A 26,276-nucleotide genomic window follows, 5' to 3' on the forward strand; every position below is an offset into this window, starting at 1 on the left:
GTACAAATAACAAGAGTCATACTTAAAAAGTATCACAGCCAACAAGATCGATCAATGCACTCATAATATAAAGTTTTGGAGAGGTGTTTATTAATGTAAGTAAAAGCAAAATATTTTGAAAACATTTACAAATCGGTTGCTCATGCTACGATATGAAAATACGATCTACGTAGTATTTAAAGGTAAAATAGATATGTCACATTCTCCTGTCACTCTTGAAAAACCAGTTACTCTTGAAAAGATTGTCTCTTTGTGCAAAAGAAAAGGCTTTGTATTCCCCGCAGCTGATATTTATGGCGGGATCAATGGTATCTATGATTTTGGACACCTTGGGTACTTGATGAAAGAAAACATCAAAAATGCCTGGAAAAAATCTATTCAAAATGAACTTGGTGACATATTTTTCTTAGATGGTTCACTCATTGGACCACAAGCAATGTGGATCGCTTCAGGTCACGTAGAAAACTTTCATGATCCAATGATTGACTGCATGAATTGTAAAAAAAGATTTCGTACCGACGATGATCAAATCGATACCAACAAACCGTGTCCTTCATGTGGAATAAAATCCTGGACTGACATTCGAGATTTCAATTTAATGTTTCAAACTCAGCTTGGCGCTCTGCAAGACGACAGCGCAAAAGCTTACCTACGACCTGAAACAGCACAGACTATATTTGTACAATTTAAAAATGTTTTAACAACCAATCGCGCTAAAATACCTTTTGGTATTGCTCAAATCGGTAAATCATTCCGAAATGAAATTACTCCAAAGCAGTTTCTATTCCGTATGAGAGAATTTGAACAAATGGAACTTGAATGGTTCTGCAAAGACGCAACCAGCATGGAAACGTTTGAATTTTGGGTTGAAAAACGCAAAGCTTTTTACAGCTCAATCGGTCTAGATATGAACAAAATAAGAATGTATCAACACCCTATAGAAAAACTTTCTCATTACAGCAAATGTACCATTGACGTTGAATATGAATTTCCTTTTGGATTTAAAGAACTTGAAGGGATTGCTCATCGTGGCACCTTTGATTTAACACAACACTCCAAACACTCAGGTAAAGATTTAGCAATCTTTGATCAAGAAACTGGGCTAAGCGAAATTCCAACAGTGGTTGAAACATCTGTAGGCGTTGACCGATTATTTTTAACTTTGCTTTTTGATGCGTACACCGAAGATGAGATGGATGGAGAAACTCGAGTTCTTTTAAAATTGCATCCAACAATAGCTCCTATCAAAGCTGCAGTTTTGCCACTCACTAAAAAAATATCTGAAAACGCAGAGCCGCTGTATAAAACTTTGAAAAAACAGTTCACCAATATTGATTTTGACGATAGTGGTTCTATTGGAAAAAGGTATCGTCGTCAAGATGAAATCGGAACACCAATTTGTTTCACATTCGACTTCCAAAGTCTTGAAGACAACATGGTTACCGTGCGGCACAGAGATAGCGGAAAACAAGAACGCATAGCAATAGACCAAGCTGCCCAGTATCTTGAAAATATATTAAAACCATCTTGAAAACCTTCTGCTTTCATAAACACAAAAAGCACTAAGACCTGTAAGGGATTGACTCATAAAGTCAGGAATCATTATGATACATACATTATTTTTTAAAAAAGGAATTTAATGATAGCGACCAAAGGCAGATATTTTCTGAAATATTATCCACAACATATGATTCTTTTATCACTCATTATCTCGATAGGACTGGGAACGCTACTGCTCGCACTGCCAATATCGCGCGTAGAGTCTGTTCCACTTATCGATTTATTTTTCACCTCTGCGTCACTGACTACAGTGACAGGACTTATGACCGTTCCGATAGAACATTTTACCAATTTTGGACATGTTGTAATGCTCTGTCTGATGCAGCTAGGTGGCCTAGGGCTCATGACATTGAGCCTTGTTTTTATCTACACCTTTAGCAATTTGGGGATTTATACCCAAGTAATTGCAAGTGAAGTTTTATCACTAAAAAGTTTTAAAGATACAAAGCATACGCTGTTTTTCATCATAAAACTTACTGCAATAACTGAACTTTTAGGCGCAATCATTATATTTCCAACGATGTATCAAACCTATCCTTTCAAAAAAGCCGTCTTTCTTTCTGTTTTTCATTCGGTTGCATCGTTTTGTAACGCAGGGTTTAGTTTATTTCCTGATAAAATGCTGGAATATAACCACAATCCACTCATGATTTTTACCACGATGATTTTAATGATTATTGGTGGTCTCGGATTTGTAACGTGGCATGAACTAAGCAAAAAATTTATTTCACGCAACTCATCACCAGTATACATTAGCTGGCATACGAAATTAGTACTGCGCATGTATCTTTTTACCAGCGTTACGATATCAATTCTTTTCTGGATGATTGAAAGAAATCATACTCTCGCTCATATGCCATTTTTCCAAAAGTTGTACGTCGTCATGTTTACGGGTATAGCTATGAAAAGTACTGGATTTGCCCTCATTTCGTTTACCACGGTACACCTAGCTACTTTAGTTTTATCCATGGTTTCAATGTTTATCGGATCAGCGCCACTGTCTACAGGAAGTGGTATTAAAACAAGTGTCTTTGCTATTTATCTTGGAGTCATCAAAGCTGCAGTTCAAGGAAAAAGACATGCACTACTTTATGGACGTCATATCGTTGATGATCAGGTGTATAAAGCTATGGCCATTATCGCACTTAGTTTATCTTGGATTGTCATCATCACCTTTTGCCTGCTGATCACAGAGCCAAAGTGGGAATTTATCGATATTTTATTTGGAACTGTTGCAGCATTTTCTAACAACGGTACTTTTATTGGAGCAATTGAACTCCTGACTTCTCTTGGAAAATGCTTTATAATTCTTTCTATGATTATTGGTAGAATTGGTGCGCTTGCACTCATCTTAAGCATGAAACGTATTAGCGAACAGCGAGAAATTTCGTATCCAAAAGAACATGTTATTTTAGGGTAAATTTCCTAACCGTTTTTTTTCTGCTACAGTAAACATCACTCTTAAAAAATACTTATTATTTCTTAAAAAGGTTTTATGTATGAAATTTTGTATTATTGGACTTGGAAGATTTGGACAACAGCTTGCTCGCAGTCTAGCAGAGCATGAAGCTGAAGTTCTTGCAATCGATGCTGACGAACATGAAATTGCTGCGGTACAAAACTATGTCACGCAGGCTATTTGTACTGAAATTGTAGATGCTGCTTCACTTGAAGCTATTGGCATTGAAGAAATTGACATTGTCGTTATTGCAATCGGTGAAAACATTGCTCAATCAATTTTAATTGCTGCAATCATCAAAAAAAGATTCAAACATATTAAAGTGGTAGCTCGGGCAACCTCTCAAACTCAAGAAGAAATCTTAAATCTTTTAAAAGTTGATCAAGTTATCAGACCAGAAGAAGAAGCTGCTATCGACTTAGCTGATACTTTAAGCTCTCCTTTCCACAACCTTGCTCGACTCAGCAAAACGTTTTCTGTTGGCTTAATTCAAGTACCAGAACATTTCATAAGCAAAACAGTAAAAGATTTTGATTTGTACAACTCGTACCGACTGAACTGCATTGCGGTAAAACGCGATACAGAATTTGTATCAATCAATGAAAATTATACACTTCTTGATTATGATGAATTGGTCGTTTCTGGAAGAAATGAAGATATCGTTGCTTTTGATAAAGAAAAATGAAGAGGTTTAAACCTCTTCATCCTCGTGCTTGACACGGGGATCCACTATCCTTAAAAAAGGAGTTCTCACATGTTGAATTTATCATATTTGTTAGTCGGCAATGCAATGCTCCTGCTGACTTGGTACTTTTTGCTTCTCAACCAAGTCTCAAAGCATATTTTGATGATCTATTTTTGGATCCATATGTGGACCTATGGAGCCATTACCGCTTTATTTATATTTGAAGATACATTAATCAAATTTGATACCAATCCGCTTAAAACGATTATTTTTGATTTTACGTACACAAATTTTCCCCTGTATTTTATTTCTTCAGCTTGTTTAATTGGTAGCTATATTTTATTTGACTACCTATCGCAACGTCATGACATTGCCAAAATTATAGCACTCAGCCAAATCAGCATCATCATTTCTACCGTTGGGTATCATTTTTTAGGCGATAAAATGAGTTTAATATCGTCTATCTGCATGGGTATCATTGTGATTGGAGCACTCATTTCAGGATTGACCAGGTTATCTTTCAGGCACCCGATTGCATCACTCAGGGTGTATGACCGCCATTTAATTTCATGGTCTCTGCTCAACGCTATTTTTATAGCAACTCCAGAACTTATCACTTTTTTATGCAGCGAGCACTATGATCCAACGACACGCGAAATCTTAAAACTACTTACCAAGCATGCACATGGCATCCCTTTTGTCACTGTTATTCCTTTGTACATGAACATTGGAGTACAATGGTTTAATATCATGCTGCTGTACTTCTGGATACGCCGCTACTCACATGAACGCATTGATTTAATAACCACACTTCAACAACATAAAAAACTACTGTTTACGCTTGCAGTACTTCATACTGGATATATTTATTGCTATTACACTGCTTTTAGCATGATCGAAAATAAAAATATTATTTCTGGAATTATGCAGCTGTACTTACCATTGACTATGGTTGGTGGAGTAGCATTACTGCATCAACGTTACAATAAGTTTGAAGCTGTTGGCATGGGTATTATTGCTTTTGGATGTTTAATGTCGGTGTTTACATTATAAAACAGCTTATTCTTAAAAATTGACGTAAAAAAAGTGAGCCTTTTTCAAAGCTCACTTTTTTTAATTTTGTCTAAAACTACTATTTCTAGAAAGATTCGACACGAATAATTGTTTGCGGTTGACGATGTCCTTTTTTCACCCGGCTTTTTTTACGACGTTTAAATCGGAAAATGATGATTTTAGGACCCTTCATTTGTTTAACAATAGTTGCTTTTAAGCTACCACTAACAAATGGTTGGCCAACTTCAACTGTTTCATTATCTTTTTTTAGTAAAACTTCTTTGAATTCTACTGAGTCTCCAGCTTCACCATCGATTTTTTCAATCGATACTGTTTTGCCTTCGATCCCTTGATATTGCTTCGTGCCAATCTGAAAGATTGCATATTTTGTAAATGAGTCTTGTCGTTCCATGAACTTAACCTTTTGATCGAGTGATTTCATTTGATAATTTTTCTATAGGAAGTAATCATAATTTTAACACAGTTTATTCCCCCTGTAAAGAATCCATTTTAAAGCAGACTAAAGAAATCGTTGCAGATCGAAATTCAAACTTGTTACAATACTAAAAAGGGCTTAAAAGTAACAAAAGGGGGAGTTTACCATGAGAGCTATAAAATATTTGTTAGTTTCGCTACTCGCCGTCTCCATCGTTAAAAAGACACGCGCGCAGGATAATCCAGCACCCTTAATCCAAGCAGCACAGGTCGCTGCTACCACTGCCAAAAAATCACGCGTAACAAAAGGATCTACATTTATCGGTCATCATTTACCAAACAAAAAAATTGTCCAAACGAAAGCTGGCGACACATTGTTTGTGGACGTTGTTGAAGAAAAACAGGGTAATTATAAACAAACTGGATATGACGCTGCTACATTAGCAGTAACAACACCACATGGTACGCAAGTTTTAGAAAACATTGGAACAGTTTATCATCCACGACTTTCAACAAAAGGAACTCTTTATGGTGTACCTTTCGCAAAATCAATAATTCATACAACGTAATCCAGGTTTTCTTTACGGTATAAATCGAACATTTTTAGCAGACGCTGCAACTTGTACAAGGGCAGCAGTTAATGTCGCAGCAATCGATGAATTTGCTACAACAGACGATGCCTGCAGATCTATCGATGAACTACCCAAAGCTGGTCGTTGAGCGATAAAATCTTGAATTGCATTTTCAATTCCATCAACTTCTGTACTCGCAGTAGTACAAATCGACAAATCAATTGTTTCATCTGCACAGGGAGCAACTATCGATAATGGAGCGTTTTTTAAATTTGAAGCAGTATCAAATAGAACTTTACCCAACCAATTCTTAAATCTTTGCGACATTGATGGAGTCGCTTTTGCAGCTTGAGCTAGTTGCTCTTGAGCTGATTGCTCTTGAGCTGGTTGCTCTTGCTCAGTCGGCAATACTTCTTGTGCAGCTACATCTTCTGCAGGCTGCTCAATGATATCTACAACCTCTACATGGTCTACCTTGGTAGCATCAACAGTTTCTTCTACTGCAGATAGCTCTTCTATTACTTCATCCAAATTACTTTGAGAAATTACAGGCAATACCGTCTCTACCATTTCAGGCTCTGGCAATGATACATTTGGTGATAGTTCTATCGGTGATAGTTCTATTGGTTGCGATTGAACAAAAGGTGCCTCTGCTGGCATACTAAAGGCAAAGAGTTGCTCTGCCCCGTCATGAGAAATTGGATCATCCACAGCAACATTCAACTCATGGGGAGCAATACTTACATCAATATCTTGCTCAATTTTTTCAAACACAGCTTCGCCAGCCAAATATGAAGCTAGAGGTGGAAGGCCCAGAACAGCTAACTGCCATGGAAAATTCGAGTTATCTGATTGTGGCAATGCTGGAGCAACTTCTTGATTTGTTACAACTGGTGAAGCTGTAACAGGTGCTGCTTGATATCTTTCAGCTGGATTTGATCCATCAAAAGAAGAATTTGTCGGCATAGTTACTTCTTGCCCGACATCGGTCGTCTCTAAATCTTTATTTTCAGTTGCTTTATTTTTAATTGATTGACACGGCGCACCCTGAGGTGAGCTGTCTTGAGATGGCAAATTTTGAGGGAAAGCAGGATTTCTGCCAGATTGTCCAGGGCCATAATTTGTGTCATAGCTGAAATCAGGATAATAATATGGCTCATAGTCCTGCTCATGACCATAAGAAGGCGTTTGACTGTCTTGGTATGAAGAGATTGGATACGGCACATGAGAAGAAGTATCAGGTGTTATATTTTTTACACTGTCTACGTACTGAGCTGATGCTCTGTGATGAGCAGGAACGTTGGCAGACCCTTGAACTCTTGGAATATGAAACCACTCAGACTGAACATCTGTTGGCAAATCACGTCTTTTACGCGTTAATTTTTTAATTGGATCAGCAGCATGAAATGATGGCTGCATTATTTGATTTTGCGACATTGATTGATGTGCGCAGTCAAATAGAACGATCACCGTAAAAAGAACTACATTCTTAAGTAATTTTTTCATCATAATCCCTATTAAAATCATCACCTGAATACTCATTTTATATACTAAGAATACGATTTTTTGGGACTTTGCGCAAAAGCCCCCCTCTCTTTTTTATAGCCTATTTGTATACAAATGGACGTAAAAAAAGCCAGTCGCAAAACTGGCCTTTTTTTGTATTTTAAAATAATTATTATTTTTGTTCAGCTTTTACCAAGAATGCAAATTCTGGATAAGTATCTAAGAATTTCTGTTGAATTTCTTGGCTACTATGATTAAATGCTACACAAAGCCCAGGAATACGATGTTTCACGTTATGATCTGAGAGCCACGAATTTTCTTCATTTATATTTTCAATGCAATCTATATCAATATCTTCATGATCAATATTGTTTTTTTCATATTCAATATTTGTTTTTGCGTCATCAACAGATAGAGCAAAGCCTTTTGCAGCTATCATTAAGACTGGATTTTCTATTGAATTTATATGAGCGCCATGTCTGATCAATGTTAATAACAATTGAGCATCAAAAAAAGATGCTACTGCTGCTAATGACATTCTTTCTGGGAACATCGCCAATTCATCTTCATCCATTTCTTCATCCGCGTCAACGTCATAACCATAAATCAATGTCTTAAGCACTGCTAAGCCACTAATTGTTTGATTTATATCACCACCACGCTTCACAAAAGATTCAACAGCTTTATCGCGCAATACTAAACCCTTTTCAGGACCAAGGTCAGCATTAATTTTTGCAACATCTATAATCAAATTTAAAGCAGCAGCTTCTTTGGCAGTATTTGTAGTTTGATAACTTTCCTGACCTGCATTCATTGATATTGATATTGTATTTAGTGCAAATAAAGCACTCATCATTATTAATTTTTTCATAGTAAATTCCTTTTTTACGGTTTAACCATTAAAAATAGGATAGCAGACCCAAGAATATGGGCAAAAGGGTGACCTCGTTTTACACCAATGATACCAAAAACTGTAACTTTTCAGCTTTTTTACGGCATCAAATCTTTAAGCTCCCACAGCAAATCAAAAGCTTTTTTAGGTGAAAGATTATCGAAATCGACTTCTTTGAGACGCCCAATAATTAAATTTTCGATTAAATTCGCCCTAGAATCAATCGGCCGAGATTGGACCTTGTCAATTATGGCCAGGCTGCCATCGCTTTCGTCCTGGGTCAAATTTGCGCTATTTTCATGCAGTCCCATGAGTATCTGCCGAGCCCTTTCAACGACCTCTTCAGGGATATAGGCAAGCTTGGCAACTTCAAGTCCAAAGCTTCCATCGGCCTTTCCAGCTACTATTTTGTGCAAAAACACAATACCTGCCTCTGTGCGTACACTGTCGGCATAGTAACTAACTATTCCTGGGTAATGACGCTGCAGATCGGTTAATTCATGATAGTGAGTTGCAAAAAGGCACCGAGCCCCTATTTTCTGGAAAATGTATTCAACTATCGCCTGAGCCAGAGCCAGCCCATCATAGGTACTGGTTCCTCGCCCTACCTCATCTAAAATCACTAAACTAGACTTAGTTGCTTGCTGTAAAATCTGAGCCGTTTCTTCCATCTCAACTAAAAAAGTACTTTTACCCTGAGCAAGAAAATCTCCAGCCCCAATTCTGGTAAAAATACGATCAAGAATCGGTAGCTGTGCACGACGAGCAGGCACAAATGAACCTGTCTGCGCAAGCAAACAAATGAGCGCAACCTGACGCAAATACGTCGATTTACCGCCCATGTTTGGACCAGTTACAATCCACAAACTTTGCTCATCGGTGAGTGTAGTATCGTTAGCAATAAATTTATCGAGTAACGCTGATGCAACCACTGGATGCTTACCGCTCTGGATAATGATATCTCGATCAGAATGAAATTCAGGCTTTACCCATCCCCACTCATGGGCAACTTTAGCAAAACCCACCAACCCATCCACGATTGCAACCGATTGGCTTGCAGCTCGAAGGTCATAAACGTAATCTTTTACTTGAGCTTTTACTGACTCAAAAATCTCTTTTTCAAGCCCAGTAAGCTTATGCTGCGCTTGTAGTATCTCAAGCTGTAGAGCCTGCAAAGCTTTCATCGTAAACCGTTTTCGACCCACCAAGCTTTGCTGCTCAATGTAATCATCGGGAACAATATCTAAGTGCGTTTTGGTAATTTCAATGTAATAACCCTGAAGGTTATTATGACGAATTTTAAGTGACGAGATGCCCGTTCTTTCTACTTCTTGCTGCTCAAGCTCTAAAATTTTGCTACTACTATTTTGAACCAAATCGCGCATACGATCTAATGACTCATGGAACCCTGCTTTAATGATTCCTTCAACGTTTGCATCATCATTGCAAGACGTCTCTAGCAACATTTGAAGCTCAGAAAAATCTTTCATCGTCATGGCAATCGACCGCAAAAACTCACTGCGTGCGCTAAGCAATTCTTTTTGTAGCTCTGGAATTTTTGAAAGTATTGAACCTAGGCTGGCATAATCTCGAACTGATGCCCTATCTAAAGCTATACGACCAACGATTCGTTGCATATCGCCACAACCTGAAAGTAAATCTTGAACTTTTTTAAGCAAACTCCCTTCAGAAAGAAATTCTTTAACCACGTTTTGGCGAGCTTGAATAATATCTTTTTCCATAAGTGGTGACAATAGCCACCGTTTGATCATACGCGAACCCATCGGGGTTACTGCTTTATCAACAAGTGAAAACAGCGTATGAGACCGTGAGCCGTCAAAGCTATTTTTAACAATATCTAAATTCTTCTGAGTTGCCCCATCAAGCATTAAAAATGCTTCTGGTTCATACATCGTTATCGAGCGAAATCCTTCAAGTGCTTTTTGTTGATTTTTTTGCACATACTTTTTCCACAAAATAGTGGCATACAAAAGAGAACTTTGCTCCTGAAGTGTTTTAAATGAATGTTGGTCAAATTGCTGCGCTAGCCATGTAGTTTCTTGATCAATTAAAGCAGTATCAAAATTAAGTCCGTATGATGTTGTAAAAAAACCACGTTGCTTAAAAAACGATTCATACGATTGCATCGATCTATTTTGAAGCAAAAGTACTTCATCTGGCAAAAAGCGAAATAGTTCAGCTTCAAGCTGCCGTGATGATCCATACGGAAGCACTGTTGCGTGAAGTTGTGAAGTTAAAAGTTCTGAAAATAAAAGTCCATAACCAGCTTTGGTTGGGAAAAAAGAAAAGAGGTATGAATTTGATTTAGCATCTAAAAGATTTTCAGACACAAGCATGCCAGGAGTTAAAACATTGGTTACGCCACGCGCTACCATTTTTCCAGTGACTGCTGTTTCAAGCTGATCGCACAAAGCAATTTTAAAACCACCTTTAACAAGTCTTGGAATATAATGATCTACAGCATGTACAGGAAATCCGCACAGTGGAATCGGCTGTCCGTTTAATTCACCGCGTTTGGTCAGCGTGATCCCTAAAAAATCTGATACTTTTTTAGCATCATCAAAAAATAGTTCGTAAAAATCACCAACCTGGAAAAGAAGGATGGCGTCTGGATGCTCGCATTTAATGGTTGCATATTGCTTCATGACTGGAGTCAGTCCAGACAAATTCTGTGCATCAAACAACACTGCTAATCCCTCCCCCTTCGTCCTCGGGCTTGACTCCAGACTTCGCCAAGGCTTCGTCGGACTTGCGCCGGGGATCCAGTTTTTATAAATCTAAACAATTTTTAATCTACCAATCTGCAATAACGATGCATGTACCCAACTTGTTGATTAAACACTCGTTCATATTCATAGCTGCAGGTAAACATGCCACGGTCAGCCTTGCTCAGCTCTGCCAATTTTTCAGGTGATGCATTCAAAAGATCTTCCATAGATGCAATGTAGACGTTGCATGAATCAATCAACTGCTGAACTCTGTCAGATGTCTTTGCAAAGCGAATGTGCATAAATGCTGTTAATTTTTCAACATCACGCGCAAGCTGCTCACATAAATCAGCAATGTCTTTGCGACGGTTTATATCCAGAACAAAAAGCTCTTCAGTCTTTCCTTGAACTTGAGCTCTATGACGCTTTGCAACAGTCGGAACAACGTACGCTTGCAGAGCCTCAAGCTCACTACCCTGGCGCATATATTTTTTCTTTACTTCAACAAGCAAGAAGTCAAAATAATTATCATCCTGAAAACCATTTCCTACTGCGTTATAATCCTTCGTCGTTTTCACCAAATCTTTTACAAAAGCACGCATGTGCGTTTGAGCATCTTGATTAAAAACTTCTGCAGAAAGAAGCGTTGCATACAAGTCATATTCAACAGCATTAGTTTTTAAATCACTAAAAATTTGGTTAATTTTGGTGTGCTCAGCAATGTACCACAGGACTGTCTCATCTTGATGCACCTGAGAAAGCTTTTGCTGCATGTAATTGGATGCACCGTTGAGCACCATGCCCGATGCAAGCATAGTAGCACTGTTTGCCACAAATTCAGAGCTATCACGCGCAAAACTTTTTACACTACCCGTTAGCCACCACAAAGGAGTTAAAAAAGACATCTGAACAGGAAGCTTTGGAGTTGGTACAACCTGCATATCAGCTTTATTTACTACCGTAGTTTCAGATTTATATTCTGCTCTCTTACGTTCTTTTTCAGATTCTCGAAATTCATACGCTACAATCAATACGATTGCCGCACTCACAGCAACCCCTACAGTAACTGCATATTTGGTAACCGTACGATTAAAAATATCTTGTTGCTCTTTTTCCAGCATCGCTTGCGCAGGAGCTTGTACTCGTTGCAACTGAAATGATGCTACAGGCACTTGCTGTGCTGATTGAATGGTAAAAACTGAAAAACAAATAAGAAATGAACATATTTGACGAAATTTTATTTGAAAATGCATACAAGAAAGTCCTTTGTAAAAAGAATTGTTTGGCCTTTCCCAGTGTAGCAACATCTCATTTATTTTCAAACTTGAGCCATTTTACAAAGCTCATCGGAATGAAACACAATTCTTGAACAGCTCTTGAGGAAGAAGTGCTATGTATTAGGTCTTTTTTTTGGCATACTATATAAGTATTTTATTTTTCCTTTAAGACTTTCTAAATTACAAAAAAATAAATCTCATTAAAACCAGTCGTAGTCTTGAAGCAGAGACAAACATACCACATTTTTCATTAGGGACAATTATGAATTCAATAAAACTATGTGCTTATCTAGCAATCTTTTCAGCTTTTGGCCAAACTTCATGTATGGGTTACGTTAAAGATTATTACCACTGGCAGTTTTCTACAACGTTTGGATTTAAAGAAATCTCTGGAAAACATTATCCTAAAACCGTGGATTTTTTAGAAAAACTGCGAACCAAATATCCTAAAGCACTAAATGGTATCAGCATCGTTATTTCTCAATATCCAGGCCCTGTATCTTCAACGAAAAGCATTGCATTCCCAATTACTTGGATTGATGAATTGGAAAAAGAACTGCTGCAAACTCAGCTCGTTACTGAATGGATTATTTTACACGAAGCTGGACATATTTATCATAGCCATATCGTTAAATCGTACACTACGCAATGGGCTGCCACAGCTGTTGCATTAGCTTCTTATATCGCAATTTCAAAAAATGATCCTGAGTTTTCGACAACAACTATGCAAAAAGTAGGTTTATATTTCGCAAACAACATAACATGCATGATAGGACATTTAATGTATTCTCGATACATTATGGAACCACAAGCTGATGATTTTGCAAATGAATTATGTGAAAACCCAGAAGCATTTATAGAAACAGTAAAATGGTTTGAGAAAATCGCTTTCGACGGTATGACTCATCCATCATGCGCTTCTCGAATTGCAAAAATGGAACAAACATTACTAGATAAATTTGGTATCGCTACGGTAGCGTAATCTAAAATAGCTTTTCAAGCTTAAAAAGGGTGGATGTTGGTTTATCATCAACATCCACCCCTTTTTTTTCATAATTTCATAAAGGTTTTTTATGTTCAAAAAAATAATATTTTTGAGTGACTATACGCTCACTAAACAATCATTTTCAATTTTGCAATAAGTTCTTGAGCGCTGACAAATGTTATAGTTAAGTCTTTATACTTTCTGGTAAAAGACGTACTTACATTGTATGCAACTACAAGATTTTCTCCGATAGGATACAATGCACGAAAAGCTTCAAAGTTTTTGCCAAGATTGCCGACCAAAGCATCATCAACAGAGCTGCTAAATTTACATTCGATAGCTGTAAGAATATTTTCAGCTCTGTTTTTCACAATAAAATCAATTTCTCTGTCTCCTTTATCGCGCCAGTAGTTGATAGATTGTTTTTGTAGATGAGCATGCATTTCATTCAAAACACAATGCTCCCACATAAATCCCAAGTCTTCTGCACGTAGTTCACTTCTGCCTTTTGCATAGTTCACAAATCCAGTATCAAAACCATAAACTTTTGGAGCTTTTACAATTTCTGTTTGCTTGTGCGTTGAATATGGTCTAACAACATGAACTACGAATGTTTCCTCCAAGACCGCAAGATAATTAGCTATCGTTGGGCGGCTTACTTCGCAAGGTATGGTGAATTTAGTTGCTTCAAACATTCCACCACTGTTTGCAAGAAGTAACTCAACAAATTTTTGAAAGGAACTTCTTTTGGACACAGAAAAAAAATCTTGAATGTCTTTTGCCCAATAAGCTTCAATCCATTCCTGAAAATCAACATCAGGCAACCGTTTTTGCACAAATAAAGAAGGCAGTCCGCCAAACAAAAATCTATGCCTGATATCACAGTTACCAAAAATATCCATTTCGTGCAGCAACATTGGAGTTAGCCAAAGTTCTCGTTTTCGACCAGTAAGCGTATCGGTAAATTTTGCACTTGCTCCCAATGTTGAAGAACCAGTTGCAATGATTTTAACATCAGGATAATGATCTGCTGCTATTTTTAATAATTCAGAAGGATTGTCGAGTCTATGAATTTCATCTAAGGCAACCCTATTGCCACGCTGTCCTTGCAGAAAATTTTCAGGGTCGGATAGCATAGACCTTACACTTGGAATCTCGCAATCAAAATAGTTAACATTGTCAATATTGAGGCATAAACTGGTTTTTCCAACCCTTCTAATTCCCATCAGCCAAATAATACTTTTTTGAGCCCAAGCATCTTCTATCAATTTTTTCCAAAACGGCCTCTGTATCAACATTTCGACTCCTTAATTGGGCTAAGCGGTTTACTCTATGTGTAAAGTCAATTTTACATATAGAGTATCTAAAAGTAAAGTAGACTTTACACATAGAGTAAAAATCCCTAACAACATGGATTATTTACTCTTTGAAAGGCTTAGAAAATTGAGAGGCGTGAAGAATGTTTATACTTTAAATTTTATACGTAAAACAGTGCCGCCCTTTGTAAAGTCACAGCAGCCATGATATCATTAGATGATGTTAAAAACACTTTGCGCAAACAAAAATTAGAACTTTTTCAGCAATATTGTTATTATATTTGCATAACAATCTAAAAAGAAAGATTATTTATATGAAAAAATACTCAATTGCATTTTTAATATGCTCTGTTTCTTTTCAGCTTATGAGCTCACAGCCACAAAGACCTGGTACTCCTCCTGCACAAGTACAAAAATCAGCATTAACACCAGCTCAACTACAAAAATTTTATTCTCCTAAGACATCTCAGCAAGATCGATCAGCGTTGATCACAAAGCAAAACGAAACTAAAAACTAATAAAGTAAATTTTAACCACATACCAAAAAGGTACACAATGAAACTATTTATTCTTACTGCTACATTATTTTTCGGTGCGCAAGCATATGCTGGTCAAGTACAACCACATACTCCAACAACTCAAATTAGCGGCGCAGGAGCATTTCCAACAATTACTCCACCAATTCAAGCTATCTTGAATATATGTGCAGCTGATGTAACTCCTACTCAAATACAGATTCTTCGCTTGGCATTGACACAACATCCTTCTGATTCAAACGAATATGAAACGATTCTATTTCACGCTGTTGAAGCAAACCGAATTGCAAATTATAGAGCAGAAAAAAATCCAGCGAACCGTCCTTAATTTTAAGCTTCAATAAAAATTAATAAAAAAGCCTTTGCGTTATTTTGACGCAGAGGCTTTTTTATTTTTAAAGTTGTTTTTTAAACTACGTAAGTTTCATATATTTTTTTAAATATTGGCCAGTATAACTTCCCTGCACTTGGGCCACATATTCAGGCGTTCCTTGAGCAACAATAGTTCCACCCTCAGATCCACCATCTGGACCCATATCGATAATAAAATCAGCAACTTTAAGCACATCAAGGTTATGTTCAATAACAATAATTGAATTACCTTTATCGATTAATCGATTAAGGACTGTAAGCAATTTCACAATATCATGCGTATGCAGACCAGTTGTAGGTTCATCTAAAACGTAGAGCGTATTTTGACCACGCTTTGCAAGTTCATTAACTAATTTTATTCGCTGAGCTTCGCCGCCCGAAAGAGTGGTAGCGCATTGGCCTAATTTTACATAATCAAGACCAACATCGCACAAAAGCTGCAAGCGTTTGGCTAGTAAGCTATGCGCCTTAAAAAACTCTAAAGCTTCAAGCGCTGTCATATCAAGCACATCGGCAATATTTTTTCCTTTGTACAAAATCTGCAACGTTTCAGTGCTATAACGTCTTCCGTGGCAAACTTTACAAGTCATGACAACGTCAGGTAGAAAATGCATGGAAACGGTTATAATTCCATCACCATGACATTTATAGCAGCGACCTTTGTTGACGTTAAAACTAAACTGTCCGACGTCGTAGCCGCGAATTTTGCTGTCTGGCAAACTTGCAAAAAGTTCTCGGATTCCATTGAAAATTCCAATGTAGGTTGCAGGATTTGAACGCGATGTTCTTCCGATCGGACTTTGATCAATTTGCACCATATGCTCAAGATGCTCAATACCATCAATGCGTTGCTTATCAAAGATTTTCCATTTTAAATAAGAGTCTAATTCTTTATGCAGCGTTGGAACTAACTCTTCAAAAATAAGTGAACTTTTTCCTGATCCTGACACTCCAGAAACTGCACAAAGCACATGTAACGGAAATGAAACACTGACATCTTGTAAGTTATTTTTGGTTGCATGTTTTAATGTTAGAAATTTTTCAGTTGTTCGACGTTTAGTCGGAACTTTAATTTCAAGCTTTCCAGAAAGATATTTTCCCGTCAGTGATGCTGAATTATTTTCCAATTCTTGCGGAGTTCCTACAGCAGTAACCATACCACCATGCACACCAGCTGCTGGACCCATATCGATAACGTAGTCGGCAATGCGAATGGTATCAAGATCATGCTCAACAACGACAACCGTATTTCCCAAATCTTTTAAGGATTTTAATGTCTCAATCAATCGATCGTTATCACGTTGATGTAGTCCGATGCTTGGCTCATCAAGAATGTACAAGACACCACTTAAAGCACAGCCCACTTGCTTGGCCAAACGAATTCTCTGCCCTTCTCCACCTGAAAGCGTACGCGCAGTACGATTAAGCGAAAGGTACGACAAGCCAACATTGACCAAAAACTGTAAACGCTGACATGATTCGAGTAAAATAGTATGAGCAATTTCTGACTCAAATTCTGATAATTTTAAATTTTGCAAAAAAGATACTGCCTGATCAATAGACAGCTCACCAATTTCAAAAATATTTTTTCCACCGATAGTTACCGACAATGCTTGTTTTGAAAGACGCTGTCCTTGACATAGATGACACGGTTTAACCTGGCGACCCATGTATAAATAATAGCCTTCATCTTCTTGCTCATGCTCAACACCAAGACCGTCACATGCACTGCATGCACCGATCGGAGAGTTAAATGAGAAAAAGCGTGGTTCAAGTTCAGGAAAAGCAACTTGGCAACCTAAGCACATCCGCTTTGATGAATACAGCGTACTCTGTCCATCCACTTGAAGTTTGCACAAACCATCAGCAAAATCGAAACTTTTCTGAACTGCTTCTTGGATGCGAGACAAACAATCATCATCTTGATCAATGGTAATACTATCAAGAAGAACATCGATTGAATGTTTATAACTTTTTTTCAGACCTAGCTCTTCGATTTGATCAACATGAGAAATTTTATGCAATTGACCGTCAATGACAAAACGATAAAAACCTTTTGCTAAAAAGTCTGCTAACTCATGCTTAAATTCACCTTTGCGTTCTTGAACAACAGGAGCAACGATGGTAACAACTTTTTGCCCGTACGCCTCAAGAGCGTACTGTGCGATTTGACTTGCACTATAAGCTCTAATTTCTTTAAAACACTCAGTACAATGCGGGATACCGATGCGAGCATACAAAATGCGCAAATAATCATAGAGCTCAGTAATCGTTCCTACTGTTGAGCGAGGATTGTGACCTACTGTTTTTTGTTCTATTGCAATAGCTGACACAAACCATCAATGCGGTCAAAATCTGGTTTTTTTGCAATTCCTAAAAATTGACGGGCATAGGATGAAAGAGATTCCATGTATCGGCGCTTACCTTCAACAAATAAAACATCGAGAGCAAGCGAGCTTTTACCAGATCCAGAAGGACCTGTAATAACGACTAAAGAATCTTTAGGAATGGAAACATTAATATTTTTTAAATTGTGCTCACGAGCACCTATAACACGAATTTCACTTTTCAAGACTAGCCCTTCTAAGAATATATACTTCATAAAAGCAAGCATACCACATGTTACAAAAATATTGTCTCAACTAAAACGATGTAGCTAAACTAGCTATCTCCGAGGTAACGACCATGAAGGAAGAGGCAAAGGGCTACTGAGGTCAGATGTCGTCGAATTTTTCGACAAAACTAAACTTGATGATGCTGAATTTGATGATGAATCTTCTAAATGTAATGGATCAACTTGAGGAACGTTCCTCCACGTAAGCTCACAAAACAACAAATCGAGACTTGGTACCTTTACAACGCTTAAATGACCATCTTTACGCGCTCCTTCAAGAGGTACGTGAATATTTACCATGTTGATATTATCGTAAGAGCTTGATGGTATTTTATCAAATAAATTCAAATCAGAACCAATCCAATCTCTTAAAGTCATGATAAAACGTAATTCTGCATGCTTATTATGTCTATCTACCACCAAGACTCCACCTTTTTTTATAAAATCATCTACATGATCAGCTACGAATTTTCCCAAAGGTGGTTCGTTTAATGACACTAATGAAAAACGGCCATTTTTATTACCTGCAACATCAAAAAATCCATGTATACCATTTTCTCTAAAGGGCCTATTTCTATCTAAAAAAGCATTCATTGTTCCATCTAGATTTCTTAATTTATCAAAATCTTTTTGCTCCTCACGCTGTACAAAAACTCTTGCATAATTTATCTCTCCTACCAACTTTTCCATTTCAACTTTTGCTTGATATTCTCTTCGATTTTGCTCATCTCTTGCTAAGTGTTCTTGCCTTCTAATAGCTATTATTCGTCTTTTTCTTTCTGCAACTGCTTGTCGTTTTTGGGCTTCATTCATCATTTCTTGATTAATTTCTTCATCAGCAATTAGGTCAATATGATTTTGTTTTGCCACTGCACCACCTTGATTTGCTTTTTTAGCAAAATCACGTTCCATTTTTTCAACAATAGCATCTCCAACAGGATCTACAGTATTTGGACTATAATATCGCTGGGTGGATGAAGCTCGCAAACAAATAGTTGTCACAGCCAACAAAGCAACAAAGTTTATATACCTACATGTATCAATTTTCACAAAAACCTCCTAAAAACAATGATTTAAAAACCATTTCACCCTAAAGTAATTTATTAATTCTTATGAGCAAACGTTAGCAAATATTCAAGCTAAATATCTAGAGAATCTAAAAATATTAAAAACACCCGTAAAATTTTAATAAAATCTTACAGCCAAGCTTGATAGAACTCCTAATGCAACCCCACGTTTCATCTACAACAAAGATATCAAAAAAATCGCCTACTAGCAACGCTTTTTAGCCCAAAGCAAGCGCCCAGAAAAAATAAACCGCTCATTGTAAAATCCATGTAAAATCCATTTTACAGATAAAAAATAAGCACTCTAGAACGATCTTTTTATAAAAGCTCGCTAGATTTTTTCGCAAATATGCGTATACTTCTTACTGTTATTGTGGTGAGCGTAGCTCAGTCGGTAGAGCACCAGGTTGTGGTTCTGGGGGTCGTGGGTTCAATCCCCACCGCTCACCCCAAAAATTCAAAAATCTTTGATAAGTCATTAAAAAATCAACCTAAGACAATGTCAAAGTTGTCAATAGGAAACACAAAATCGCATCTACAGCGATTTTGCATGTCGGGGCGTAGCGCAATTGGTAGCGCACTCGCTTTGGGAGCGAGGGGTTGTGAGTTCAAGTCTCGCCGCCCCGACCACTTGTTTCAGCATGAAGCAAGTGGTCGGTAAACCGATTTTTCAAAATGATTCAAATGGTCGGAAGCACTTATACTCTAAGAGATAACAAATGTTTGCTTTTACCAAATTAACCAACCATGGATCATCGCATCCTATCCAAGCACGAATAGCTATTTTTTTATATGAACTCATACAAAAAACAGACCTCACAACTATACAAAAAGATAGCCTCTCCAAGCTTTCGTATGATTTAGCCCAAGATTTAATTGAAGCAGAAAAGTACGGCTTAAACTTACTGAACGATATAAAAAGAATCAATCATGACTGGCTAGAGAAAAATAATGATTTTCTCAAAAATCAACCTCTTACTTCATATCAATCTCTAACCTCTCCCAAAGACATTCTAATTTTTTTAAAGAATGCAAAATCATCATTAAGAAAAGTTGGAACAATTATCGGCATAATTTTTGAAAAGGACCGAGAGGCTGCTCTTGATAAAAAGACAACCAACAAACACCCTTGGTATCAAGCCTACAAAAAGGGTAACTTTCAAGAGATTCTAAATGATCTCAAAAAACAATTAAAAGCAGACCTAAATCACCCATTGCCTAAAATAATTCAAGATTATAGCAATTGGTTAGAATTCATTAGTTTTTTTCGTGATGAAGATGAACATCCAAAGACTTTCGACGATTTCATCCAAAATTATAAAATAACGCGTTCAAATGATTTCTATACGCTCGCAAAACCGCAATTTCAAGATGGAACAGATGTCGAATTGTTTTTAGAAAAATCACTACGGTACTTGCTCTTGTTTTCAGAAGAAATATGTATACTCTCTCTTTTAGAAAAAACTGATAGCCTATACCAATTATTGGAAATCGCAGAAAACGATCGCGACAAGGCGTGTCCAAAAAAATTTAAATTTGCTATCTAAAATACGCAAATTAACTCATAATTCCCTTTTTCAATAAATCCGCAAAACAAGCCCTAAACCAGGCTGCCACTTTTGTGACTATTGAGTAAGAACTATTCATGCGTTTGCGATATGTGATTTTTAATGCTCCCGAAACAGGCTCCGCCATTATACCCAAAGGCTCTACCCTAAAAAACCGCCCTTGCTTGTTTTTGTATAACTCAAAAGAATCTATAGATTGCAGATTTGAACATAATTTTCTTGAAACATGCTGCTTTTTCTCCCAATAAACAGACCAATTCATAGAGCCCTCCATAACAATCGAAATAGATAAACAAATCGCTCCCAAGACATAGCGTCCAATCTTATATTACAATAATATATTTATTTTTTATAAAACAGCTCTCTCTGCAGAGTCTTAATTAAATGATTGGGGGGCTGTTGCACGAAGTTCTTCATGAATTAATATAATAGTGGGGATTAGTAGTTACTTATTGCCTATTTAAAGAGATTTTGATTTATTATGTTTAAAAAATTTTTCAAATTTGTGTTATGGATGCACGGCATCGCATTTCCGCCATATGCTTTGTATTGGTTACTATACAGAAAGTAAATTATCAATATGTCCTGTAGGGGGACTTTAGGAGGCATTATGAAAAAAGTATCATCCAATGATTCAAAAAACATGTTGTATATTGCGGCATCGATAGGGATCATCATTTTTGCTGGCTCAAAATTTTTGAATGAGTATTCAAGTTTTCAAAAAAAACGAACCATGGATAATGATTATAGGCAAAAATTAAAATGGCAGCATGAATGTGCAAAGGAACATAAAACCGATGTTATGTGGGAATATACCCAACGGCAAATCAAGGAAATAAGGTCAAAAATGCTTCATGATGGATATAGTCATTCTGCTATAGATAAATTAGACACAGACACGTTTCTAGGAGTTCATAATTGTATTTAGCAAAGTCATAACTTAGTATCATCGCACAGGAGGTTTCACATGGAACAACGATCAATCACTAAACCAAAAAACATACTATACATAGCTATTGCCTTAGGCATAGGCACATTAATTTGCATAAAATTATATAAAACATTCGAAGAGATAAAGCTCCATAAGAATAAAGTCCGCGATAGAATCGGAATGGATTTATTTTATGAGAATAAAATAGAATATTTTTATTTACTAGGGAAGGAGCATCCTGATATCACTTATGATAATTTACAAGTTCCCATCAACGAATGGAAATCAAGAATGCTTTCTGATGGGTATAAATACTATGAAATTGACAAAATAGCTCAATCCGCTCGAGAAAATGCTTCAATAAGATATAAAGAAAAAAAACAATTTCATCAAACTTGTGACGCCTTAGTAACTTATTTAGAAAAACTAGACAATGAAGAATAAACTATAATCTATAGGGGGTTTCACATGGAACAAAAATCATACAATCAACCAAAAAAGATATTATATCTATCTATTTCTTTGGCAATAGTCACTTTCTCTGGCATAAAGCTATATAAAACATGGCAAGAAATACAAACGAAAAAAGAAGTAGATCAAAAAAGAAAATATGCTCATTCAGCATATGAACATAAAAAACAACAACAGGAAAATAAAAATCGAATGGACAATTTCTATCTAAACGAATTCAAAAAAAAGAGCGAAAACTTTTGGATAGCTACATGCATGAATCCTGATTATGCACCTACTTATCTAAGAGAAATAGAGGCTGATGAAGCAAAGATTGAAAATAAAATGTATCAAGACGGTTATTCTAATATGGATATTGGAATAATTAAAAACAAAGCTAGACAATTGGCTACAGAAGTTTTGAAGAATTTTAAAAAAACATAATAAAAAATACTTAATCAAAAGGGATCAAAAATGAATAGAGCAACAATCTACTCATTCATAGTTCTTTTATTAGGGCTACAATTTCAGGCATTAGACGCTAAAAAGAAAAGCTTAAGCTTTAATCAACCATCAAAGCCAGTAAAAACAACAAAGAAAAAACCTTATGTAAAAAAAACTATCCACGAAGGCTTAGGCAAAAGAAGTAAAAAAAATGGAATGATAAAAACCAAAAGTGTTTCAAGCCATTTTAAACGCAGCTCTAAAGGAGGAAACACACTGGTCAATGCTTATTCCAGAAGTAAATAAAATATAATCCATAGGAGCCTTCATGGAACAAAAATCATATCAACAACCAAATCAAAAAATGATTAAACAATTTTTATTTATTTTAACAATTTTATCATTCCATGGTGCTTTTCATGCTTTTCATGAGATATTGCACGATAAATCGATTAAGACTACAAAAGCTTATATTAGTAGTTATACACTAGGCACAAGTTTTACTAATTCACCTATCACCCGTAGATGGATGAATAGAAATATACTAAAAACAATGAAGCGTAGAGCCATAAAAGGTCTATTATGGCAAGGCGACAAAGTAATAGTACGCTTTTATAACAATCCAACCCAAGAAGAGTATGACATTTATGTTAAATGCCTTAGCACTCAATTATCAGGGATTATGGAGTATAAAATTACATTCACGGATTATATTCTTATTAGCTTGAAACATGGGTCTTTTACGCGCGATCAGTTTCAAATTTTTTTAGATAAAATTAACGCATCGATTGAAGATAATGGCGATAAAGAATTAAATGTTCTAAATCAAGAACATTTTTAAAATAACCCTTATTGCCTTCATAACAAAAACATCGTATTATCAATATAAATCCACAACTTTTTTGGAATATTAACATATTTGCAACTTAGACCGCAGTATTTGTGTTAATTGCTCTTTTAATTTTTTCCACTGAAAAGTTCGAAGTGCACACATTGACTGCGACCATTTTTAAAAGACTTTTCTTTAACAAGTGCCTTCTTGTCCTGTGCATAGGTGAATACGGTGATTCACTATCCAGGCTGGCACAAAATACCAGACAAAATAATTCTAATCTTAACAATTTAAAGTCCATCTATCTCTGCACATGAAAGGGAACTCTCATGACACATATTTGGTTCATCCTAGCCCTATTCTGGCTCTTTTTAGAAATGGGCAATCCAGGATTGTTTTATTTTCTTTCCATCGCATTTGGATCTTTTATGGCTTTTGTAGCAAGTCTATACAACCTTGATATTGCAGCACAATGCACCATTTGTCTTACAGGATCTCTAGGGATGCTTTTTTTATTGCAGACCTATGTGAAAAAAAGTCAAAAAAATAAATCATCCAAAATGTATCAATCAAACATGTACCAACTCATAGGCAAAACTATAGAAATTACAGAAATAACATCTGCAACTTCTGGTTACGGAAAAATTAACGGAGAAACATGGTCCGTTAAATCACAAGGCAATAAAAGCTTAACCGTAGGGATGCTTGCAATAATTACAGGCGTTCAAGGTTGTCATTTGCAAATCAATAGTTTAGCAAACGATAGTTTATCAAACGATAGTTTAATCAACGATTAATCCAAGAAAGGGATTTTATTATGTTGTTATTTGAAATTGGAATATTTTTTATTCTACCACTCATAGTGCTCGCAGCACTTATTGCAAAAAGCACAATACTTGTCAAACAAGCAGAAACCGTGATTATTGAACGACTGGGTAAATTCGATCGAATTTTAACTCCAGGACTTCATTTCATTGTTCCTTTTATAGAACAACCCCGTTACTGCCTATGGACGTTTCTTTATTTTTCACCCCATAAACGATATGAAACGTTTTCTAGATATTTTTATCGCATTGATTTAAGAGAATCAGTCTATGAATTCCCAAAGCAAAACGTGATCACAAAAGATAACGTTATGATGGAAATTAATGCACTTTTATACTATCAAATCACTGACGTTAAAGCTGCTGTGTATGAAGTATCAAACCTACCAGAAGCAATTGAAAAAATAACTCAAACGACACTACGTAACGTTATCGGTTCTTTAGACCTTGATGAATCACTTATCTCTCGTGATCAAATTAACACGAAACTTCGCATCATCCTTGATGAAGCAACTGATAAATGGGGCGTGAAAATTAACCGCGTTGAGCTGCAAGAAGTAAATCCACCGCGCGACATTCAAATTGCCATGGAAAAACAAATGCGCGCAGAAAGGGATCGTCGAGCAATTATTTTAGAAGCTGAAGGCGCAAAACGTTCTGCTATTTTAAATGCTGAAGGTGAAAAAGAATCAGAAATTTTAACAGCTCAAGGTCAGGCAGAAGCAAAAATTATTGCAGCCGAAGCTGAAGCATGGTCTCGATTAAAATTTGCTGAAGCTGAAGCAAAATCACTTGAAGTCATGAAAGCAGCAATTCCTGGTATAGATCCTGTGCAATATTTAACTGCATTAAAATATATCCAAGCTTTGCCAGAAATGACAAAAGGCGCGAATAATAAATTGATTATAGTTCCTTACGAAGCTTCAGGACTTGCAAACTCTGTAGCATCAATTAAAAAAATATTTGAAGAAGTAAAATAACTTTTCAATATAAAACTCAAAAAACATATGGCTGCCAAAAATGGTGGCCATTTGTTTTTATGCCTATGCACGAGAACAATTCACCAAAATTATTCATATATATTTACACTGAAAAATGTTTTGATTAAATTGATTTTCTATACCCAAAATCACAACTCAACCAAAAGGATCTACCTTGAAACATTTTTCTACTCTCTGTACAGCGCTACTTTTTTTTGCAACACAGATCAACGCTATCGATTATTCAAAAGAAATAAAAAAAGAATTTGACGAAACAGCAACGACTATTGTTGGTAAATTTGAAAAAAACTCTTACACACTTTCAAAAGATTTTGAACAATGCAACAACGCAATAATTCCTCTATTGTGCTACAAAAAAGTTCTTGCCGATATTGAAGCTGAACAAACAAAAAACTCTAAAGCTTTACGAGACTGTTTTTTGGCAACTATAGGAATTTATACAATAAAAACTATAACAATTTCTATCGCATCAGCATTGTTACCTCAACGCGGAACAAACACTGTCAGTGACACAATGAACGCAACGCAAACTCCTGTTACATTAAGCCTTTCTGCTTTAACAGTAGACCAATGTGCTTTATACTTTTTAGCCTCTAATGTCCGCGAAAAGCTTTCAGTCATACGTTAAAAACGTAATCATAAAAAAAGAGCTCTTGAAAAGATCGAAAAAATCGGTAGATTGCTAATGTTCACACTTTAAATGTCGGGGCGTAGCGCAATTGGTAGCGCACTCGCTTTGGGAGCGAGGGGTTGTGAGTTCAAGTCTCGCCGCCCCGACCAGCTTTCGCCAAGGCTTCAGCTGGCACGGCCATCACCGAATGAATTCAAAACTTTAATCAAAAAAATAAATTAAATCTTACAAGCGAAAGCTGCCCGCCAAAGCTTTAGCGGCGGCTGGGCAATAAAAATAAAAAGTCATTAAGTATGTATTACGTTTATCTTCTTAGATCAATTAATTTTCCAGACAAAAAATATATCGGATTTACTGATAATTTTTCAGAACGATTACTAACTCATAATTCAGGCAACTCTCCTCATACCAAATTACATAAACCCTGGAAAACAGAATTGTTAATTGGTTTTGACGATAAAATGAAAGCTGCTGCTTTTGAAAAATATTTAAAATCTGGCGCAGGTCGAGCATTTGCAAAAAAAAGATTTTGGTAAA

Annotated in this window: 28 protein-coding genes and 3 tRNA genes; 21 read left to right on the forward strand and 10 right to left on the reverse strand. The window is 36.4% G+C overall.

Translation table 11 applies throughout. The features are described from left to right. Positions 1-115 precede the first annotated feature (115 nt). The 4 genes from WC747_01465 (at position 116) to WC747_01480 (ending at position 4,757) form a co-directional block, all read left to right on the forward strand. Positions 116-1,531, forward strand: coding sequence for a glycine--tRNA ligase (locus WC747_01465; GenBank protein ID MFA5998671.1), 1,416 nt, complete (start codon positions 116-118; stop codon positions 1,529-1,531). A gap of 108 nt (positions 1,532-1,639) precedes the next feature. Next, positions 1,640-2,980, forward strand: a complete 1,341-nt coding sequence (locus WC747_01470; protein MFA5998672.1) for a potassium transporter TrkG — start codon at positions 1,640-1,642, stop codon at positions 2,978-2,980. Positions 2,981-3,059: 79 nt separating this feature from the next. Continuing rightward, positions 3,060-3,704 carry a TrkA family potassium uptake protein gene (locus tag WC747_01475; GenBank protein MFA5998673.1) on the forward strand — a complete coding sequence of 215 codons (645 nt, stop codon included), beginning with the start codon at positions 3,060-3,062 and terminating at the stop codon, positions 3,702-3,704. Between the two features lie 69 nt (positions 3,705-3,773). Beyond that, the gene (locus WC747_01480; GenBank protein MFA5998674.1) at positions 3,774-4,757 is read left to right on the forward strand and encodes a hypothetical protein; all 984 of its coding nucleotides are present in this window, start codon (positions 3,774-3,776) and stop codon (positions 4,755-4,757) included. Positions 4,758-4,842: 85 nt separating this feature from the next. Here the strand turns inward: WC747_01480 and rplU are convergent, their stop codons facing one another. Next, positions 4,843-5,169 carry a 50S ribosomal protein L21 gene (gene rplU / locus WC747_01485; protein ID MFA5998675.1) on the reverse strand — a complete coding sequence of 109 codons (327 nt, stop codon included), beginning with the start codon at positions 5,167-5,169 and terminating at the stop codon, positions 4,843-4,845. A 190-nt stretch (positions 5,170-5,359) separates the two neighbouring features. On the opposite strand from rplU, the gene WC747_01490 reads away from it, so the two are divergent. After that, complete coding sequence (locus tag WC747_01490) at positions 5,360-5,761, forward strand: hypothetical protein (GenBank protein MFA5998676.1); 402 nt, start codon at positions 5,360-5,362, stop codon at positions 5,759-5,761. A 12-nt stretch (positions 5,762-5,773) separates the two neighbouring features. Here the strand turns inward: WC747_01490 and WC747_01495 are convergent, their stop codons facing one another. The 4 genes from WC747_01495 to WC747_01510 form a co-directional block, all read right to left on the reverse strand. Then, entirely contained in the window at positions 5,774-7,270 is a 1,497-nt protein-coding gene (locus WC747_01495) for a hypothetical protein (GenBank protein MFA5998677.1), read from the reverse strand. A 172-nt stretch (positions 7,271-7,442) separates the two neighbouring features. Next, on the reverse strand, positions 7,443-8,141 hold the full coding sequence (locus WC747_01500) for a hypothetical protein (protein ID MFA5998678.1): 699 nt from the start codon (positions 8,139-8,141) through the stop codon (positions 7,443-7,445). Between the two features lie 119 nt (positions 8,142-8,260). Then, the gene (gene mutS / locus WC747_01505) at positions 8,261-10,870 is read right to left on the reverse strand and encodes a DNA mismatch repair protein MutS (protein ID MFA5998679.1); all 2,610 of its coding nucleotides are present in this window, start codon (positions 10,868-10,870) and stop codon (positions 8,261-8,263) included. Positions 10,871-10,971: 101 nt separating this feature from the next. Continuing rightward, complete coding sequence (locus tag WC747_01510) at positions 10,972-12,144, reverse strand: hypothetical protein (GenBank protein MFA5998680.1); 1,173 nt, start codon at positions 12,142-12,144, stop codon at positions 10,972-10,974. Positions 12,145-12,430: 286 nt separating this feature from the next. Here WC747_01510 and WC747_01515 point away from each other — a divergent pair, with 286 nt between their 5' ends. Then, positions 12,431-13,150 carry a M48 family metalloprotease gene (locus tag WC747_01515; protein MFA5998681.1) on the forward strand — a complete coding sequence of 240 codons (720 nt, stop codon included), beginning with the start codon at positions 12,431-12,433 and terminating at the stop codon, positions 13,148-13,150. A 131-nt stretch (positions 13,151-13,281) separates the two neighbouring features. Here WC747_01515 and WC747_01520 read toward each other — a convergent pair whose 3' ends face one another. Continuing rightward, the gene (locus tag WC747_01520) at positions 13,282-14,451 is read right to left on the reverse strand and encodes an AAA family ATPase (protein ID MFA5998682.1); all 1,170 of its coding nucleotides are present in this window, start codon (positions 14,449-14,451) and stop codon (positions 13,282-13,284) included. Positions 14,452-14,783: 332 nt separating this feature from the next. Between WC747_01520 and WC747_01525 the strand changes: the two genes are divergently transcribed. Continuing rightward, the gene (locus WC747_01525) at positions 14,784-14,987 is read left to right on the forward strand and encodes a hypothetical protein (protein MFA5998683.1); all 204 of its coding nucleotides are present in this window, start codon (positions 14,784-14,786) and stop codon (positions 14,985-14,987) included. A 37-nt stretch (positions 14,988-15,024) separates the two neighbouring features. Next, a complete protein-coding gene (locus WC747_01530) occupies positions 15,025-15,333 on the forward strand; it encodes a hypothetical protein (GenBank protein ID MFA5998684.1) in 309 nt (102 codons plus the stop codon). Positions 15,334-15,418: 85 nt separating this feature from the next. Here the strand turns inward: WC747_01530 and uvrA are convergent, their stop codons facing one another. The 3 genes from uvrA to WC747_01545 all read right to left on the reverse strand — a co-directional run bounded on the left by uvrA (position 15,419) and on the right by WC747_01545 (position 19,041). Then, a complete protein-coding gene (gene uvrA / locus WC747_01535) occupies positions 15,419-17,710 on the reverse strand; it encodes an excinuclease ABC subunit UvrA (protein ID MFA5998685.1) in 2,292 nt (763 codons plus the stop codon). Further along, on the reverse strand, positions 17,692-17,949 hold the full coding sequence (locus tag WC747_01540; protein MFA5998686.1) for an ATP-binding cassette domain-containing protein: 258 nt from the start codon (positions 17,947-17,949) through the stop codon (positions 17,692-17,694). The genes uvrA and WC747_01540 overlap by 19 nt, the downstream gene beginning before the upstream one ends. Positions 17,950-18,042: 93 nt before the next feature. Further along, the gene (locus WC747_01545) at positions 18,043-19,041 is read right to left on the reverse strand and encodes a hypothetical protein (GenBank protein MFA5998687.1); all 999 of its coding nucleotides are present in this window, start codon (positions 19,039-19,041) and stop codon (positions 18,043-18,045) included. Positions 19,042-19,434: 393 nt separating this feature from the next. On the opposite strand from WC747_01545, the gene WC747_01550 reads away from it, so the two are divergent. The 3 genes from WC747_01550 (at position 19,435) to WC747_01560 (ending at position 20,605) form a co-directional block, all read left to right on the forward strand. Next, a tRNA-His gene (locus WC747_01550) sits at positions 19,435-19,510 on the forward strand. Positions 19,511-19,612: 102 nt separating this feature from the next. Continuing rightward, positions 19,613-19,688: transfer RNA gene (locus WC747_01555), tRNA-Pro, on the forward strand. Positions 19,689-19,777: 89 nt separating this feature from the next. Next, entirely contained in the window at positions 19,778-20,605 is an 828-nt protein-coding gene (locus WC747_01560; GenBank protein MFA5998688.1) for a hypothetical protein, read from the forward strand. A 10-nt stretch (positions 20,606-20,615) separates the two neighbouring features. On the opposite strand, the gene WC747_01565 is transcribed toward WC747_01560, so the two are convergent. Then, positions 20,616-20,888 (reverse strand): hypothetical protein, encoded by a 273-nt coding sequence (locus WC747_01565; protein MFA5998689.1) that lies wholly within the window; start codon positions 20,886-20,888, stop codon positions 20,616-20,618. A 348-nt stretch (positions 20,889-21,236) separates the two neighbouring features. Here WC747_01565 and WC747_01570 point away from each other — a divergent pair, with 348 nt between their 5' ends. From WC747_01570 to WC747_01615, 10 genes are all read left to right on the forward strand, one after another. Next, entirely contained in the window at positions 21,237-21,554 is a 318-nt protein-coding gene (locus WC747_01570; GenBank protein MFA5998690.1) for a hypothetical protein, read from the forward strand. Positions 21,555-21,593: 39 nt separating this feature from the next. Further along, positions 21,594-22,001, forward strand: coding sequence for a hypothetical protein (locus tag WC747_01575; GenBank protein MFA5998691.1), 408 nt, complete (start codon positions 21,594-21,596; stop codon positions 21,999-22,001). 24 nt (positions 22,002-22,025) lie between these two features. Continuing rightward, positions 22,026-22,451, forward strand: a complete 426-nt coding sequence (locus WC747_01580) for a hypothetical protein (protein ID MFA5998692.1) — start codon at positions 22,026-22,028, stop codon at positions 22,449-22,451. A gap of 30 nt (positions 22,452-22,481) precedes the next feature. Beyond that, positions 22,482-22,757, forward strand: coding sequence for a hypothetical protein (locus WC747_01585; protein MFA5998693.1), 276 nt, complete (start codon positions 22,482-22,484; stop codon positions 22,755-22,757). Positions 22,758-22,779: 22 nt separating this feature from the next. Beyond that, entirely contained in the window at positions 22,780-23,292 is a 513-nt protein-coding gene (locus tag WC747_01590) for a hypothetical protein (protein MFA5998694.1), read from the forward strand. 320 nt (positions 23,293-23,612) lie between these two features. Then, a complete protein-coding gene (locus WC747_01595) occupies positions 23,613-24,080 on the forward strand; it encodes an NfeD family protein (protein ID MFA5998695.1) in 468 nt (155 codons plus the stop codon). A 20-nt stretch (positions 24,081-24,100) separates the two neighbouring features. Then, entirely contained in the window at positions 24,101-25,087 is a 987-nt protein-coding gene (locus WC747_01600; GenBank protein ID MFA5998696.1) for an SPFH domain-containing protein, read from the forward strand. A 175-nt stretch (positions 25,088-25,262) separates the two neighbouring features. After that, positions 25,263-25,736, forward strand: a complete 474-nt coding sequence (locus WC747_01605; GenBank protein ID MFA5998697.1) for a hypothetical protein — start codon at positions 25,263-25,265, stop codon at positions 25,734-25,736. A gap of 76 nt (positions 25,737-25,812) precedes the next feature. Continuing rightward, positions 25,813-25,888: transfer RNA gene (locus WC747_01610), tRNA-Pro, on the forward strand. 144 nt (positions 25,889-26,032) lie between these two features. Next, on the forward strand, positions 26,033-26,275 hold the full coding sequence (locus WC747_01615) for a GIY-YIG nuclease family protein (protein ID MFA5998698.1): 243 nt from the start codon (positions 26,033-26,035) through the stop codon (positions 26,273-26,275). Position 26,276 lies beyond the last annotated feature (1 nt).

The sequence above is a fragment of the Candidatus Babeliales bacterium genome (assembly GCA_041660205.1).
In the GTDB taxonomy this organism is placed as follows: domain Bacteria; phylum Babelota; class Babeliae; order Babelales; family Chromulinivoraceae; genus JACPFN01.

Bases quoted from the DNA above. Each gene is read 5' to 3' on its own strand.
- WC747_01615 (MFA5998698.1), top strand. From the start codon at position 26,033: ATGTATTACGTTTATCTTCTTAGATCAATTAATTTTCCAGACAAAAAA.
- WC747_01580 (MFA5998692.1), top strand. From the start codon at position 22,026: ATGGAACAAAAATCATACAATCAACCAAAAAAGATATTATATCTATCT.
- WC747_01490 (MFA5998676.1), top strand. From the start codon at position 5,360: ATGAGAGCTATAAAATATTTGTTAGTTTCGCTACTCGCCGTCTCCATC.
- WC747_01480 (MFA5998674.1), top strand. From the start codon at position 3,774: ATGTTGAATTTATCATATTTGTTAGTCGGCAATGCAATGCTCCTGCTG.
- WC747_01570 (MFA5998690.1), top strand. From the start codon at position 21,237: ATGAAAAAAGTATCATCCAATGATTCAAAAAACATGTTGTATATTGCG.
- WC747_01590 (MFA5998694.1), top strand. From the start codon at position 22,780: ATGGAACAAAAATCATATCAACAACCAAATCAAAAAATGATTAAACAA.
- WC747_01495 (MFA5998677.1), bottom strand. From the start codon at position 7,270: ATGAAAAAATTACTTAAGAATGTAGTTCTTTTTACGGTGATCGTTCTA.
- WC747_01475 (MFA5998673.1), top strand. From the start codon at position 3,060: ATGAAATTTTGTATTATTGGACTTGGAAGATTTGGACAACAGCTTGCT.
- WC747_01585 (MFA5998693.1), top strand. From the start codon at position 22,482: ATGAATAGAGCAACAATCTACTCATTCATAGTTCTTTTATTAGGGCTA.
- WC747_01595 (MFA5998695.1), top strand. From the start codon at position 23,613: ATGACACATATTTGGTTCATCCTAGCCCTATTCTGGCTCTTTTTAGAA.
- WC747_01515 (MFA5998681.1), top strand. From the start codon at position 12,431: ATGAATTCAATAAAACTATGTGCTTATCTAGCAATCTTTTCAGCTTTT.
- WC747_01520 (MFA5998682.1), bottom strand. From the start codon at position 14,451: ATGTTGATACAGAGGCCGTTTTGGAAAAAATTGATAGAAGATGCTTGG.
- WC747_01600 (MFA5998696.1), top strand. From the start codon at position 24,101: ATGTTGTTATTTGAAATTGGAATATTTTTTATTCTACCACTCATAGTG.
- rplU (MFA5998675.1), bottom strand. From the start codon at position 5,169: ATGGAACGACAAGACTCATTTACAAAATATGCAATCTTTCAGATTGGC.
- WC747_01500 (MFA5998678.1), bottom strand. From the start codon at position 8,141: ATGAAAAAATTAATAATGATGAGTGCTTTATTTGCACTAAATACAATA.
- WC747_01575 (MFA5998691.1), top strand. From the start codon at position 21,594: ATGGAACAACGATCAATCACTAAACCAAAAAACATACTATACATAGCT.
- WC747_01530 (MFA5998684.1), top strand. From the start codon at position 15,025: ATGAAACTATTTATTCTTACTGCTACATTATTTTTCGGTGCGCAAGCA.
- WC747_01565 (MFA5998689.1), bottom strand. From the start codon at position 20,888: ATGAATTGGTCTGTTTATTGGGAGAAAAAGCAGCATGTTTCAAGAAAA.
- WC747_01510 (MFA5998680.1), bottom strand. From the start codon at position 12,144: ATGCATTTTCAAATAAAATTTCGTCAAATATGTTCATTTCTTATTTGT.
- WC747_01560 (MFA5998688.1), top strand. From the start codon at position 19,778: ATGTTTGCTTTTACCAAATTAACCAACCATGGATCATCGCATCCTATC.
- WC747_01525 (MFA5998683.1), top strand. From the start codon at position 14,784: ATGAAAAAATACTCAATTGCATTTTTAATATGCTCTGTTTCTTTTCAG.
- WC747_01470 (MFA5998672.1), top strand. From the start codon at position 1,640: ATGATAGCGACCAAAGGCAGATATTTTCTGAAATATTATCCACAACAT.